This is a genomic window from Acinetobacter sp. ANC 4216 (assembly GCF_004331195.1).
GTDB classification, from domain to species: Bacteria; Pseudomonadota; Gammaproteobacteria; order Pseudomonadales; family Moraxellaceae; genus Acinetobacter; species Acinetobacter kookii.
Genome location: NZ_SJOC01000013.1, coordinates 111,425 through 125,375, shown reverse-complemented (window position 1 = coordinate 125,375; position 13,951 = coordinate 111,425). Strand labels below are relative to the sequence as shown.

Annotated in this window: 13 protein-coding genes and 2 pseudogenes; 8 read left to right on the top strand and 7 right to left on the bottom strand. The window is 41.6% G+C overall.

Annotation, left to right across the window (positions count from 1 at the left end; genetic code table 11):
* From E0H88_RS11985 to E0H88_RS11965, 5 genes and pseudogenes are all read left to right on the top strand, one after another.
* A pseudogene (locus E0H88_RS11985) lies at positions 1–232 on the top strand (hypothetical protein); the annotation flags it as partial.
* Entirely contained in the window at positions 225–458 is a 234-nt protein-coding gene (locus E0H88_RS11980; RefSeq protein WP_131274333.1) for a hypothetical protein, read from the top strand. The pseudogene E0H88_RS11985 and the gene E0H88_RS11980, both read left to right, overlap by 8 nt.
* 62 nt (positions 459–520) lie before the next feature.
* On the top strand, positions 521–805 hold the full coding sequence (locus tag E0H88_RS11975; RefSeq protein ID WP_131274332.1) for a phage holin family protein: 285 nt from the start codon (positions 521–523) through the stop codon (positions 803–805).
* A complete protein-coding gene (locus E0H88_RS11970; RefSeq protein WP_131274331.1) occupies positions 792–1,295 on the top strand; it encodes a lysozyme in 504 nt (167 codons plus the stop codon). Before E0H88_RS11975 ends, E0H88_RS11970 begins: the two co-directional genes overlap by 14 nt.
* A complete protein-coding gene (locus tag E0H88_RS11965) occupies positions 1,295–1,672 on the top strand; it encodes a hypothetical protein (RefSeq protein WP_131274330.1) in 378 nt (125 codons plus the stop codon). The genes E0H88_RS11970 and E0H88_RS11965 overlap by 1 nt, the downstream gene beginning before the upstream one ends.
* Before the next feature lie 155 nt (positions 1,673–1,827).
* On the opposite strand, the gene E0H88_RS11955 is transcribed toward E0H88_RS11965, so the two are convergent.
* The 5 genes from E0H88_RS11955 to E0H88_RS11935 form a co-directional block, all read right to left on the bottom strand.
* Positions 1,828–2,187, bottom strand: a complete 360-nt coding sequence (locus E0H88_RS11955) for a hypothetical protein (protein ID WP_131274329.1) — start codon at positions 2,185–2,187, stop codon at positions 1,828–1,830.
* A gap of 154 nt (positions 2,188–2,341) precedes the next feature.
* Complete coding sequence (locus tag E0H88_RS11950) at positions 2,342–3,640, bottom strand: Y-family DNA polymerase (protein WP_131274328.1); 1,299 nt, start codon at positions 3,638–3,640, stop codon at positions 2,342–2,344.
* Positions 3,637–4,200: a LexA family protein gene (locus tag E0H88_RS11945; protein ID WP_131274327.1), complete on the bottom strand. Its 564-nt coding sequence runs from the start codon at positions 4,198–4,200 to the stop codon at positions 3,637–3,639. The genes E0H88_RS11950 and E0H88_RS11945 overlap by 4 nt, the downstream gene beginning before the upstream one ends.
* A gap of 212 nt (positions 4,201–4,412) precedes the next feature.
* Positions 4,413–5,312 carry a hypothetical protein gene (locus tag E0H88_RS11940; protein WP_131274326.1) on the bottom strand — a complete coding sequence of 300 codons (900 nt, stop codon included), beginning with the start codon at positions 5,310–5,312 and terminating at the stop codon, positions 4,413–4,415.
* 68 nt (positions 5,313–5,380) lie between these two features.
* Positions 5,381–6,592 carry a tyrosine-type recombinase/integrase gene (locus tag E0H88_RS11935; RefSeq protein WP_131274325.1) on the bottom strand — a complete coding sequence of 404 codons (1,212 nt, stop codon included), beginning with the start codon at positions 6,590–6,592 and terminating at the stop codon, positions 5,381–5,383.
* A 384-nt stretch (positions 6,593–6,976) separates the two neighbouring features.
* Here E0H88_RS11935 and icd point away from each other — a divergent pair, with 384 nt between their 5' ends.
* Together icd and E0H88_RS11925 are read left to right on the top strand one after the other, a co-directional pair.
* Positions 6,977–8,230, top strand: a complete 1,254-nt coding sequence (gene icd / locus E0H88_RS11930; RefSeq protein WP_131274324.1) for an NADP-dependent isocitrate dehydrogenase — start codon at positions 6,977–6,979, stop codon at positions 8,228–8,230.
* A gap of 154 nt (positions 8,231–8,384) precedes the next feature.
* A pseudogene (locus E0H88_RS11925) lies at positions 8,385–8,931 on the top strand (M23 family metallopeptidase).
* A gap of 11 nt (positions 8,932–8,942) precedes the next feature.
* Here E0H88_RS11925 and E0H88_RS11920 read toward each other — a convergent pair.
* Positions 8,943–10,121 (bottom strand): YbfB/YjiJ family MFS transporter, encoded by a 1,179-nt coding sequence (locus tag E0H88_RS11920; RefSeq protein WP_131274323.1) that lies wholly within the window; start codon positions 10,119–10,121, stop codon positions 8,943–8,945.
* 519 nt (positions 10,122–10,640) lie between these two features.
* Here E0H88_RS11920 and E0H88_RS11915 point away from each other — a divergent pair.
* Positions 10,641–12,617, top strand: coding sequence for an acyltransferase family protein (locus E0H88_RS11915; RefSeq protein WP_131274322.1), 1,977 nt, complete (start codon positions 10,641–10,643; stop codon positions 12,615–12,617).
* 73 nt (positions 12,618–12,690) lie between these two features.
* Here the strand turns inward: E0H88_RS11915 and E0H88_RS11910 are convergent, their stop codons facing one another.
* On the bottom strand, positions 12,691–13,926 hold the full coding sequence (locus tag E0H88_RS11910) for a pyridoxal phosphate-dependent aminotransferase (protein WP_131274321.1): 1,236 nt from the start codon (positions 13,924–13,926) through the stop codon (positions 12,691–12,693).
* Positions 13,927–13,951: the final 25 nt, after the last annotated feature.

Below are 13,951 nucleotides of genomic sequence, written 5' to 3'. Positions count from 1 at the left end.
CAACGTGGTATCTGGTGCCAGTTACGGCAAGGCTGAGTTGATCAAGGCAAATATTCAGGAGTTGCATACCTTTGCAGACCTTCCGGTAAGCCAAGAAATTGGCGAGATGTTGCCAGGTAAATCGATTGCATTTAATGGCCAGTGGTGGGGTGTTATCGATGGGGTGAGTGGTCGTTTCTCACATGAAAAAGTGAATGAAACTATTACAGTGGAGCGTATCAGTCGTGAATAATCCTTTATTTGAATTACGAAAGCTTCTTAATCCAACTCATGCTGAATACATTGGCACTATTACATCAGTGAATCATCCTGAATATCGGGTACAGGTTGATGGTGGATCTGGTCCAGTGCTGTGCACATCAGGCACAACCTACAATTTAGGTGCCCGGGTGTTTATTGCAAATCAAGTTATCTTGCGACCTGCGCCCAGCGGGTCACATTCAGAAATTGAAGTTTAACTAAAAACAAACCAATGGCACCCAACCGGGTGCTTTTTTATTGCCAAAAATTAGGGGGCGAAATGTCTGAAACGACAGGGCAAGCAATTGCCGAAGCAAGTGCGGCGGTTACTTCGGCATCAGCAAAAACAGCAGTTGGCGGTTCAATAGCTGGACTATCCGGGAAGTTTTTAGGTTTAGATCCGGTAACAGCATTGGGTTTGGTTATCGCAATTGCTGGTCTTCTGGTGAGTTTTATGAGTTTCTTAATCAACTGGTATTACAAGCGACAGGAAAATAAACGTGCAGATGAGTTGCATCAAATTGCACTAAGAAAGGCGAATGGTGAATGCAATGTCAAAGACTAAAATCTCAGTCGTGTTATTAGCAGCTTCGGCTGCTTTTTTTACGTCTTTAGAAATACGTGAAGGTTACTCAGCAAAGCCTTACAAAGACGGTGGCGGGGTAGTCACCCAAGGCATTGGCTCAACGGTAAAACCCAACGGTCAACCAATCAAAATGACTGATGCGCCAATCACACGAAAAGTAGCTCAAGAATGGGCAAAAGCGCATGTGGCCAAAGACGAGATTGCTTTCCGTAAATCGCTGCAGGGGGTGAAGCTGTCACAAGTCGAATATGACACCTATTTAGACTTTACCTATAACTTTGGCCAAGCCAACTGGAACAACTCATCCATGCTTCGCAATCTAAAGCAGGGCAAATACGTGCAAGCCTGCCAGTCATTGTTGAAGTGGAAATACGTCGCCGGAAAAGATTGCTCAGTCCGATCCAATAACTGCTATGGGGTGTGGACCCGGCAAGTTGATCGTTATCAAAAATGCATAGGGGCGCAATAATGCCAATACTCACAGTCTTATGGAAATTCAAATACTGGACCGCAATTGCGGTCCTTTCTTTTTTATGGCTGGGCCAAATTGCCTATACCAATCATTTGTCCGGAAAGCTTCAGGATGCTGAATCCAAATGCCAAGCCAAAATTCAAAAAATTGAACAGCAACATTTAAAAGCCTTGGCTGAAAAACAGAATGCCATTAACCAGGTGAGCGCAGATTATGAAAAAGCAAAATCAGAACAGCGGGTACAAGTCGAAACCGTTACACGTGAAGTGCAAAAGATCGTTGAGCGTCCTGTTTATCAGCAGCATTGTTTTGATGATAGCGGGGTGTCAGCAATCAACTCACTTATCACCGGTAATACCAGCGAACCTCCTTGAGCCGTGTGCTGATTTACAAAAACTGGAATCCGGGCAGGGTAAAGCGGTGATGTTGTGGTCAGTTGATGTGGTGGCCAAATACAATGACTGTAAGGCGAAGCATGGTGCAATTGTGAAGGCCCTCATTTGAGGGCTTTCCGATATATCGCCTATGTTTATTTTAATAATTTATCGATAAGATCGCCATAAGCCCAAATCAACGTTCCTATAATAGACATAAATACCCCAATCTTTACAGCGTGTGCATCTTTAGATGTCTGTATATCTTCTTCGATCTCTTCAGGTGTTGGATGAATATGCCCAAGATCAATATTACTTTGAGATTGTATCCACTTACTAAGCCCCATTCTAATTAATGGCCGTACACTAAGAATGACACCAATTATGGTAGCCCACGCTCCAGACCTACCAAACCAATGCCATTCATTTGCAGATAAACTCTTAATTAGTGAGGCGGTGACGATAATTATTACCATTGCAACCAGCAAGAAAGTATTCGAGAAAAATTTTTTCAACTCCGAGCCCCACTCAAAATCACATAATTACTTTTCAAGGCCAAAGCCCAACCGGGTTCCTTCCTAAAAATCTCCCCATGCTTTATCGCGTGCTCAAGGTAAAAGTAGAGCCATGTTTTCATTTTTCTTTCCTTTTAATTATAAACAAAATTTTTTAATCGTTTATGGTTAATAAACCACCCCAACTAAAGTAATTCTGGGTTAAGTTTTGGCGTGACATCGCCCAAGCACGACCATGCATCTTACATGGCCCAATTGCTAGTTTCTTATCACCAAATTTAATTTTTACTTTTTCCAAAGCTTCTTGAAGTCTTTCATTTTTCTCAATTTGAGTATGATCAGATAGTAGGTCATATATGTACGTCGACTTTGGTTCGATTGCAGTCAAAATTACGCCACATTTCTTAAACTCAATTCCAGGCAAAAACAACTCTTTCATATGCCGCATTACAGCTTTATTCATGACTGCAGCAGAGTCGGTAGGCTCTGGAAATCCAATACTCACAGACTTATTGTAAAAAGGTCTGTTTGCATCAAAAGGATTAGATTGAGCAAACGCAATAACACATCCACACAATGATTTTTCTTCTCTCAATCTTTTTACTGCATTCTGCAGGTAATCGCTCATTGCTTCGGACAAAGAATCTATATCGGTTACACGAGTTCCAAATGAGCGTGATGAGATAATCTGCTTTTTGGTTGCTGGTGCATATTCGAGTTCAATACACGAGACACCTTGAAGCTCCATTACTGTCCTCTGCATCACCACCGAAAACATCTTTCCAATTCTATGGGGATTTGCTTGGGCCAGATCAAAAACAGTATTAATCCCTATGCTATTTAACTTCTTGCTATGTTTGCGACCAACTCCCCAAACTTCCGAAACGTCAATCAAGCTTGAAAAATAATCTCTATGTTTTGGATCCATAGAAACTAGGTCACAAACTCCATTAAACCTTTTAGCTTTCTTGGCCATGTGATTAGCCAGTTTTGCTTCAGTCTTGCTTCGTCCAATACCAACACAGACGGGTAAGCCAATCCACTTCAAGATTCGCTGTCGCATGTCCTGAGCATATTCCACCAGAACATAATTCTGGGCATAAGCTGTTAGTTTTAAAAAACACTCATCAATTGAATAGATTTCTTGCTCACCAGGTGCCACATATTCAGCAAGAATTGAATGGAAGCGGTGAGACATTTCTGCATACAAAGCATAGTTGCTGGAAAGCACCCGCACATTATGCTTCTCAACAATGTCTCGAATCTGAAAAAGAGGAACACCCATTTTTATGCCGAGGTCTTTTGCTTCCTGTGAGCGTGCCACAGCACACCCGTCATTATTGGAAAGCACAATTACAGGTACATCTTTAAGTTTTGGGTTGAAAAGGCGCTCACAGCTTACATAGCAATTATTCACATCAATAAGTGCGTAAATCTCTTCTTGTGATTTCATCTGAATTTTTTAATCACGTTAGTGACCACACCCCAGATTTCAAACTGCTGACCTTCTTCTGGATGTATGTCTGAATAGCCTTCATTTTCAGCCTTCAACCAACATCCTTTAGCATCAACTATCAATCTTTTAACAGTAAATTCGTTATCTACACACGCAATGACAATATCTCTGTGTTGAGCTTCAATACTTCGATCAACAATTAAAGCGTCATTGATATCAATTCCAGCATTAAGCATTGATAATGAGTTCGCCCGTACAATAAAAGTTGCATTGGCGTTATTAATTAGGAATTCATTAAGATCTAGTTTTTTGTCGACGTAATCCTGAGCCGGTGAGGGGAAGCCCGCCTGAACACGTTCAGTGACTAAAGGTATTTCCATTTTAGTGACAGGATCAAATTGACGAATATCAACAATTTCAATTTCTTTTTTGGATGACTTTAAGTATTCTTTGATATCTAGGATTCGTGACTCAGGCACACGGATAACTTTTGTCTCTTCGGACTTTTTTCTTCCCGCGCCAACCCTGAAGCCCCCATGAGAATTTGTATCAGACATTTTACACCTTGATTATTGTTACATTAATCAAGATTGTAGAGACTCGACACATTACATACAAATTCAAAAATACCTTTAAAATCAATGTTACGACATAAATTGACGCTGATCATGTAATTTTCTGACGAATGGTATTGTAAATAATCCTTTAGGAAATTGATGTCGAAAGATTAAGGGAAGGTTGACCAGAAGACAAAGCCCTCAAGTGATGGCTATCTTATTTTTTGAAGTATTATTCCTTCATTTATTGCTGATGAGATAAAATGAAATTCTGGTGAATTTTGTTTAGCTTCATGAATTTTTTGTTTTGAGCCAAGCATATTAAATAACGTCTTCCCCACAAGATATGCGCCAGACAAGGTACCACCACTTAATGCCATATCACCTACTGCAACACCAATCTCCCATAATTGTGGTTTATTGCTCTTGATATCACTAATTAAAGGCTTAAGTGAATATTGTGGAAATCTTGCGGCAAATACTTCTTGGTACTCAGTAATAGCTCTTTCAAATTGGATAATTTCATACTGACGAGCCAACTCTCGTTTATCTTTATCATCAAATTCGGCTATGGTTCTAAAAAGTTTATATTTGGCGAAATGTAAATCATCTAATTGTTCAATATTATCTTCCCGAAATTTTCTCAAAACTTCTATTGGAACATATGTGCTTGGGTAGGGTAAGCATTTTGCAATCTCAACCCTAATAGAGTCCCGCTCCAATAGATCATCTGAATCGATAGTATTAAAACCATTAGCTACATTATTAAAAATGATCCAGTCAGAGTCTTTATTTTGTTTTTTTACACTTTGACAGGCTATAAGAGATTCAAGTGCTAATCGCTGAAACTCAGAACTATGCATCTTTTCTGGTGGAGCATTTCTATAAAAATCTATAACACCGTTACTTTTAAATTGCTCAATTGCCTCATTACTACACTCTATATTTGGAATTTGCGTAAGTATTACATTGTCCCAATATAAACCGTAAAACATCAAATCTTGCAAAGTTAGGTCTTTGGCAACACTGCCATTTTCATTACTGGTTGTTGTTCCAGATAGAATTATTCCCTGAGAAACTCTTCGCTTTTTAAATTTAATTATATTGCTCATTTATTGTGAACCACCTACTCTCTATCGCATTTACTACAAAAATCCAAAATCATATCCCCCTACCACCATTACCACCCATCAACCATATCAGCCCAGTCTTGCATCATTTTCCTGCGATCAGCCAGATACTTTGCATGGTTATATGATGCCCTGGTCTTGTTATCATCGGCATGGGCCAGCTGGGCTTCAATCCAATCTGATTTATACCCTTTGCCATTTAGATCTGTGGAAGCGGTTGCTCTAAAATCATGAGCTGTAATCTGACTCAACCCCACATAGGTTAGCATCTTATTAATAGCTGTTCTGGAAAGCATGCAGTCTCTTTTATATGGTGAAGCAAATACATATTTTTGGTCACCAGTAATCGCTTTCTGTTGCTGCATTAGCTCAAGTAACTGGAAAGACATTGGCACAATATGAACCCTATTTTTCTTCATTGTGCGTTCTTGCTTCAGCCTCCTGGAAGCCTTTGGGAACTTGATTATCTTTTCCTCAAAGTCTACAAATCCCCATTCCATGCGCCTAATTTCGGCAGTACGAAGCATAGAGTAGAGCATGGCTTGAATTGCATTTCTTACTGTTGTGGTTCCACCATACGTTTTTAATTTTTCCATTAAAGCTGTTTTTTCGTGTTTCTCTAATGGTCGCGCATGCTCAACCTCTGGTGATTCAATAGCGTCTTTAACTGCATAAGTTGGATCATTATCAGTCCTTAATGTCACAATAGCGTAACGCATCACCAGGCCAATAAAGCGACGACACAAATTTGCTGCAGCTTCACCAGTACCGTAGTTTGGTTGGCTTTGTACGCGCTGCACGGTGTTTTTCATAATATTAAGAACATGAGCAGATGTGACTTCATTGATTGGTAGATTACCAATCTCCTTGTAAACATCCTTCTCCATACAAGTCATAAATCGCTTTATGTAATCCTCAGACTTGTATTTCATTTTTTCAACAACAAATTCTTCAGCAATCGCCTTAAAGGTATTTTTTACCTTCAATTGCTTTTCCATGCGTTCTTTTTTCTTTTCCTGCGATGGGTTTAGTCCTGTGGCAAGTTTGGCTTTAGCTTCATCTTTAAGTTTACGTGCCTGAACCAATGAAACAGCAGGGTACTCGCCAAAACTAATGGTTCCTTCTTTCCCATGTAGGATATATTTAAAACGCCATATTTTTTTCCCTGTTAGTCGCACCTCAATATAAAGGCGTTCAGCATCCAGAATGCGGTATGACTTTTCTTTAGGCTTGAGTGTCCGAACTTTGGCATCAGTTAGCATGACGGGTAACTTGTGGAGAAAATAGGTTACCCGTTAAGTTACCCGTTTTGATAGCAGATTAAAATAGATTAAAAAAGATTATTGCAGAATAAAAATATTATTATTTAAAGCTGTAGTGTAGTGATAGCAGATTAATACAGATTAATAGCGAGTCTGGTATTCGGAATTGTTGAGAATGACGATTTTCATAGGAAATGACTTCTTTAATTACATAAGACTAAAAAAGGTTAAGTTTTATTCAATGGGGAAATGTTGTTATTTCCCGTATAAATCTTAAACACAATGGAATTCAATTAAACTATTATGCGTTAAGAAAGGACGAAAGTATTGCCTAATCGGCAATTATTTTTAGATATCGCTAGATACAAAGGGAGAACCTATACAATGGGTTATCAGAAGATCGTTGTTCCTGCAGATGGTAGCAAAATTACCGTAAATGCAGACTTGTCACTCAATGTTCCAAACAATCCTATTATTCCTTTTATTGAAGGCGACGGTATTGGTGTAGACATTACACCGGCAATGAAAGCAGTGGTTGATGCTGCGGTTCTGAAAGCTTACGCTGGCAAACGTTCGATCGAGTGGATGGAAGTCTACTGCGGCGAAAAAGCAGATAAAATCTACGGTACCTACATGCCGGAAGAAACCTTTGAAGCCCTGCGTGAATTTGTGGTTTCTATTAAAGGTCCCTTAACGACGCCGGTTGGCGGTGGTATCCGTTCCCTAAACGTCGCATTACGCCAGGAATTAGACCTATACGTATGTGTACGTCCAGTGCGCTGGTTTGAAGGTGTGCCTTCTCCGGTTCAACATCCTGAACTGACGGACATGGTGATTTTCCGTGAAAACTCTGAAGATATCTATGCGGGTATTGAATGGAAAGCAGATTCTCCAGAAGCGAAAAAAATCATTCGATTCCTGAAAGAAGAAATGGGTGTGACCAAAATCCGTTTCGAAGATAATTGCGGGATCGGGATTAAACCGGTATCTAAAGAAGGGACTCAGCGTCTGGTTCGTAAAGCCATTCAGTTTGCCATCGATAATGACAAACCTAGCGTAACCCTGGTGCACAAAGGCAACATCATGAAGTACACCGAAGGTGCCTTCAAGGAATGGGGCTATGAAGTTGCGCTTGAGCGTTTTGGCGGTGAACTTCTGGATGGTGGACCATGGGTTAAAATCAGAAACCCTAAAAATGGCAAAGATATCATTATTAAAGATGTCATTGCAGATGCGTTCCTGCAACAAATCCTGATGCGTCCTGCCGATTACTCGGTAATTGCCACGCTGAACCTAAACGGTGACTATATTTCTGACGCGCTTGCTGCTGAAGTGGGCGGGATCGGGATTGCGCCTGGTGCCAACATTGGTGGAGCCATCCAGATGTATGAGGCGACTCACGGGACTGCACCTAAATATGCCGGCCAAGACAAAGTCAATCCGGGTTCGATTATTCTTTCTGCTGAAATGATGCTGCGTGACATGGGCTGGACTGAAGCGGCTGACCTGATCATCAAGGGTATTTCCGGTGCGATTGCCAATAAAACCGTGACCTATGATTTTGAACGCTTAATGCCGGACGCGACTTTGCTCCGTTGTTCGGAATTTGGTCAGGCGGTCATTAACAACATGGAATAAGTCATTTGACCTAAATCTGTATAAGAACAAACCTGCGTATGTCGCAGGTTTTTTATATTTACAGAAATGATCTTTCATTCAATGGAATTAAAAAATTAAGATGAAATGGATTAGATTATTCTCATTTTTGAAATTCATGCATCAGCATCGAAACATGTCCAAAAATATTTCCTGCCTGAGTTTAATGATGGCATTTGTGCTGCTTTCAGGCTGCCAGCCGCCAGCATCGGGTGATGCAGCAGGCATGCGTTATCCCATTTTATATATGCAATTACAAAAAACGGACTTGCCCACACGGCTTGCCATACCCGTGGAAAATATTCAACCCCGACAAATACAAGGCACCTGGGGAGCTGCGCGTAGCGAAGGGCGCAAGCATGAAGGTGTGGATATTTTTGCCAGGCGTGGCACTGCGGTGCGAAGCACTACTCAAGGCATTGTATTGCAGGTAGGTACGAATCATTTGGGGGGAAACGTGGTCTGGATTTGTGGGACCGGATTTAAGCCGGCATTATTATGCCCATTTAGATGATTATGCAGCCCGGATTCAGGCAGGCGATTGGGTAGAAGCAGGCGAAGTGATCGGTTATGTCGGCAATACCGGTAATGCTGAAAATACCCCACCACATTTGCATTATGGAATTTATATGCAAGGGCAAGGTGCCATCAACCCATATCCTTATCTGGTTCCAGATTCCTGAGTAGAAAGCGGTTATGTCTGCTCACTGGTTTTGAATTTAGCCGGGCGGGTATACCAGGCCAGTTGCAATGTTCCCAATAATAAAACCACCGCAGCCAGGATAAACTGTTGATGATAAGTCACGCCGAAATGTTGCAGGGTACTAAAACTTAATCCGCCAATCAGCTGCACAGAGGCAAAACACAGCGTGGCAATACTCCAGAGCTTTTTATAGGCCAGACCATAGAGTTGTAAAATCGTATAAGAGGTCAAAAACACCACTGCCGGATTGAGCATGCCGGTAAAAAAGGAAGAGGCAAAAGTCAGCAGCGGACTGGTGTTTAAGGTGGCAATAAAAATCGCCATAATATACAGACTGTAAAGAATTTTCAGGGCGAAGAAATTGCCAAATTTTCTTGCCAGTGCATAGGTAGCAAAAGCCCCCAAAGCGCTGCCCAAGCCATACAGAATCCAGTTAAAATTGATCCAGAACAGGTTTAGTCCTAGTTCATGGCTCAGGTAGTCAATCCAGAACAGTGAATGCGGAATATAGGCAAATGCACTGCAGGCATACACAACCAGCAAGCTATAAAAGATTGTGTTGAGTGGAATTTTAGATTGTGTCTGCACTGGTTGTGCAGAAAGATGATGCTTAAATTGTTGCAGTAAAATACTTAAGCAAATACAGATAATCAGCGCGAAGCCGCATAAAATCAGCCAGGCGGTCTGTATCGAAATCTGGTCCAGATAAGGCAGGAACAGGGTCGCCAATAAAACCCCCAGGCCAATTCCGCTAAAACCAATAAAATTGATTTTAAAACGGTCCTGAATATCACAGCACTGTGCCACCACACTCGGAGATAAAATCATCAGCAGGCCACCGCTGATTCCTGAAATCACCCGCCAAAAAATATACCAGGCTTGCGGAAAACCGGAAAATGCACAGCACATCAAGCTGAACATGCCGGCGATGGCGGCAATCTGAATGTATAGAGTCATGCTTTTGTTTTGAGGCAGGCGCATGGCTGCAAAAGCACCCATTAAATAGCCGAGTAAATTGGCACTGCCTAAAAGGCTGGCAAAGCCTGTACTCCAGGCAAAAGCTTCACGTGTGCTGGGTAAAAGCGCAGTATAGGAGAAACGCAAAATACCAATCCCCAAGCACATACTGAGGCATAACAACAGACTAAGCTTGATATTGTTTGAGGACATCCATGTACTCACAGTATTTATTATTCATTCATCCTATAAATAGCATGAGTGCCGCAGAATAAACAGGATTAGAACCAATAAACACTATAAAAACATGCATGCACGCGTTATTAAGTAATAGAATTCTTTCATAAATCATTTTAGAAACTAAAAATTGCTCGTAAAGCTGAAATTGAAAATAGATTTTAGTCGATATTGGATTCAGGAGTGTGGCATGGATGCCACACGTTTCTCATCACGACAAGGATGTCGTGTATGGGAAACAAAAGGTTTTTGTCTACTTTTGACCTTTCAAAAGTAGAGAGATTGCCTACGAAAAGGTACAAAAAATTAAATCAATCAAATGAGGCCGTGCTGATTTAAAATATCTAATATTGATCATTTTTTGATTTATGAAAGAGATTTAATGTTTAAGACTGTTTTTATAGCATTGTGTGACATATAACCCTTTATTTTGAAAATTGAATTTTTTTAATAAAGGTCTACAATCCCGCTACGTCATCGTACTTTTTTGAAATTATGAATTTCTCCTATCGCGCTGATATTGATGGCTTAAGGGCCATTGCTGTTTTATTGGTGATTTTTAACCATGTCGGATTATCTTTCTTTTCAGGAGGATATATTGGTGTGGATGTCTTTTTTGTCATTTCAGGTTATTTAATCACCATTATTTTAACGCATGATATTCAGTCCAAACGGTTTTCCATCGCGCGATTTTACAAGAAACGTGTGGTACGTTTAGCTCCGGCCTATTTTACCGTACTCAGTGTTGTGAGTATTATTGCCTGGCAGGTCATGCTTCCTGGTGAATTGACCGAATATTTTGACAGTGTCATGTATGCAACCTTGCTCATGGCAAATATCTATATGCGCAATGAAGTGGGTGATTATTTTAGCCAGGATGCTGAAGGAATCCCTTTATTGCACCTATGGTCGCTAGGGGTTGAAGAGCAGTTCTATATTTTCTGGCCTTTACTGTTATTGCTATTTGCAGGAAAGGTATCGCGTAAATATATGTGGGCTGTAGTCACTGCATTCATTGTGGCCTTATTGCTGTATGCCCAGCACAAGTTGACTCAGAATGCAGCGAAGGCCTATTACAGTATGCCGGTTCGTGCCTTCGAGCTGCTGATTGGTGCATTGATTGGCTTTCTGCCCCAGCTCAAACTGCCAAAAAAATTGCTGCAAAGCCTGATTTGGGGCGGTTTGGTCGTATTGTTTGCCACAGCTGTGTATTTTGATAAACAGACGCCTTTTCCTGGCGCAATGGCGCTGATCCCGTGTTTGGCGACAGCGCTGATTATTTATCTAGGTCAGTCTTCACCCTCAAGCAATATATTGTTAAGCAATCGTTTCAGTACCTGGGTGGGAAGAATTTCTTATCCTTTATATTTATGGCACTGGCCGATTATCGTGTTATTCGGCATCTATATGCGACCATTGAATGTCGAAAATCAGGTAGTGATTGTATTATTGTCCATCCTGTTGGCATTTTTAACCTATCAACTTATTGAAAAACCCAGTAAACGTTTTGTGATGGCAGCGAATTACAAAGTGATTGTTATCGGCTTTCTGATGCCAGCCCTGAGTTTTATCGCCATTGCCAAGACCGTCAATCTCAATGAGGGTTTTCCAGACCGGTTTCCGCAATCTGTTTATAGCAAGCAGGAAGCCATGCTTTCTTATGCGCATGTGATCCGAAATAAATGCATGGATATTGAGGATCCGAAAGCTTTACCCGATCAGGAGGACTGTGTCTTGGGCAAGCCGAAAGCCGATATCGACTTTTTATTGATTGGCGATTCGCATGCTAACGGTTATAGCGCGATGCTGGATGTATGGGCCAAAGATGCGAATTTGCGCGGTTATGACATCACGCAAAGTTCAACTTTTTACTTGCCCGGGGTGCAGCGTTCGGAAGCGAATTTTAACCGCTGGACAAAACTCGACAAGTTTGCATTCAGAAATGAGGCGATTACGGCCCATCTTGCGAAAACCCATTATCCCACCATTATTTTGGCCGGTTCCTATGTGCCGTATTTCGGTGATGAGGTGAAACTGGAAGATGGTAAACATCACTCCAATGCAGAAATATTTAAAACCGGTTTCATGAAAGCCCTGGAGATTGCCTATCAGTCCAGTGATCAGGTCATTCTGCTGAATGATGTACCTCGGTTAGATAGAGATGGGGTGCCGGCAGACTGTAATCTTCGCAATGAAATTTTAAATACCCAGGCGCCATGTACTGTTTCCCGAAAGAATTATGAGGCACAGCTACTACAATTTAATCGCATTGTTGCAGAAGCCAAACAGAAATACCCTGACCTGAAAATCATTGACCCGACCAGGGTCATCTGTAATCAGCAGGCGTGTAAAATTATGATTAATGATGTGCCTTTATATCGGAATAAAGACAGCAATCATATTAATGATCAGGGGTCGCGGCAATTGGGCATTGAATATCTAAAACAGTTTGGCAATCCGCTGAAAGACTAACAAGCGCTCACATCAGACATAAAAAAACCGCGTGATCAAACGCGGTTTTTTTAATCTATCTCAGAACCTAGAACTAGCGCATTTTTGACAGGAAACGACCTAAACGGGTAATGGCTTCACGCAGTTCATTTTCGGCAGGCAAGAACACCACACGGAAATGGTCAGGAGTCGGCCAGTTGAAACCGGTTCCTTGAACCAGTAACACTTTTTCCGCACGCAATAAGTCGAGCATGAATTTTTCATCATCCTGAATTGGGTAAATTTCCGGATCCAGTTTAGGGAAACAGTACATGGCACCTTCCGGTTTTACGCAAGAGACACCCGGAATGTCATTTAACATTTCCCAGGCAATATTGCGTTGCTCATATAAACGGCCACCCGGACGGATCAGGTCATTGATGGACTGATAACCGCCTAAAGCGGTTTGAATCGCATATTGTGCCTGGTGGTTGGCGCATAGGCGCATTGAGGCCAACATGTCCAGGCCTTCAATATAGTCTAGAGCACGTGATTTATCACCGGTAATGGCCATCCAGCCTGAACGGTAACCTGCGATACGGTACGCTTTAGACAAGCCATTAAAAGAAATACAAAGCTGGTCACCGGCAAGCGCAGCGACAGCAACATGCTCGATGCCATCATAAATAATTTTGTCGTAAATTTCGTCAGCAAACAAAATCAGGTCATATTTTTTTGCAAGATCAACGATTTGTTGCAATACATGACGAGGGTAGACCGCACCGGTCGGGTTGTTTGGATTGATAATCACAATACCGCGGGTATTGGGTGTGATTTTACTTTCCATATCCGCAATGTCTGGATACCAGAAATTTTCCTCATCACATTTATAGTGAATCGCGGTACCGCCAGACAGGTTTACGGCAGCTGTCCATAACGGATAGTCAGGCATTGGCACCAGCATTTCATCGCCGTCATCCAGCAAGCCTTGCATGGCCATCACGATCAGTTCTGACACGCCATTACCGATATACACGTCATTGACATGCATGTTCAGAATGCCTTTTTGCTGGTAATACTGGCAAATGGCTTTACGCGCAGGGAAAATCCCTTTTGAATCGGTATAACCTACAGCATTCGGCAGGTTTAAAGCCACATCATTAATAATTTCTTGCGGCGCTTCGAAACCGAATGGGGCGGGATTACCGATGTTCAGCTTGATAATCTTATGCCCGGCCTCTTCCATTTCGTTGGCCGCTCGTAACACAGGTCCGCGAATGTCGTAGCATACATGCTCGAGCTTAGACGATTTTTTAATTTCGCGTGGCGTAGTGTTACCTAAAACGGACATATTTCCATCCAACTATGTAAGTGTG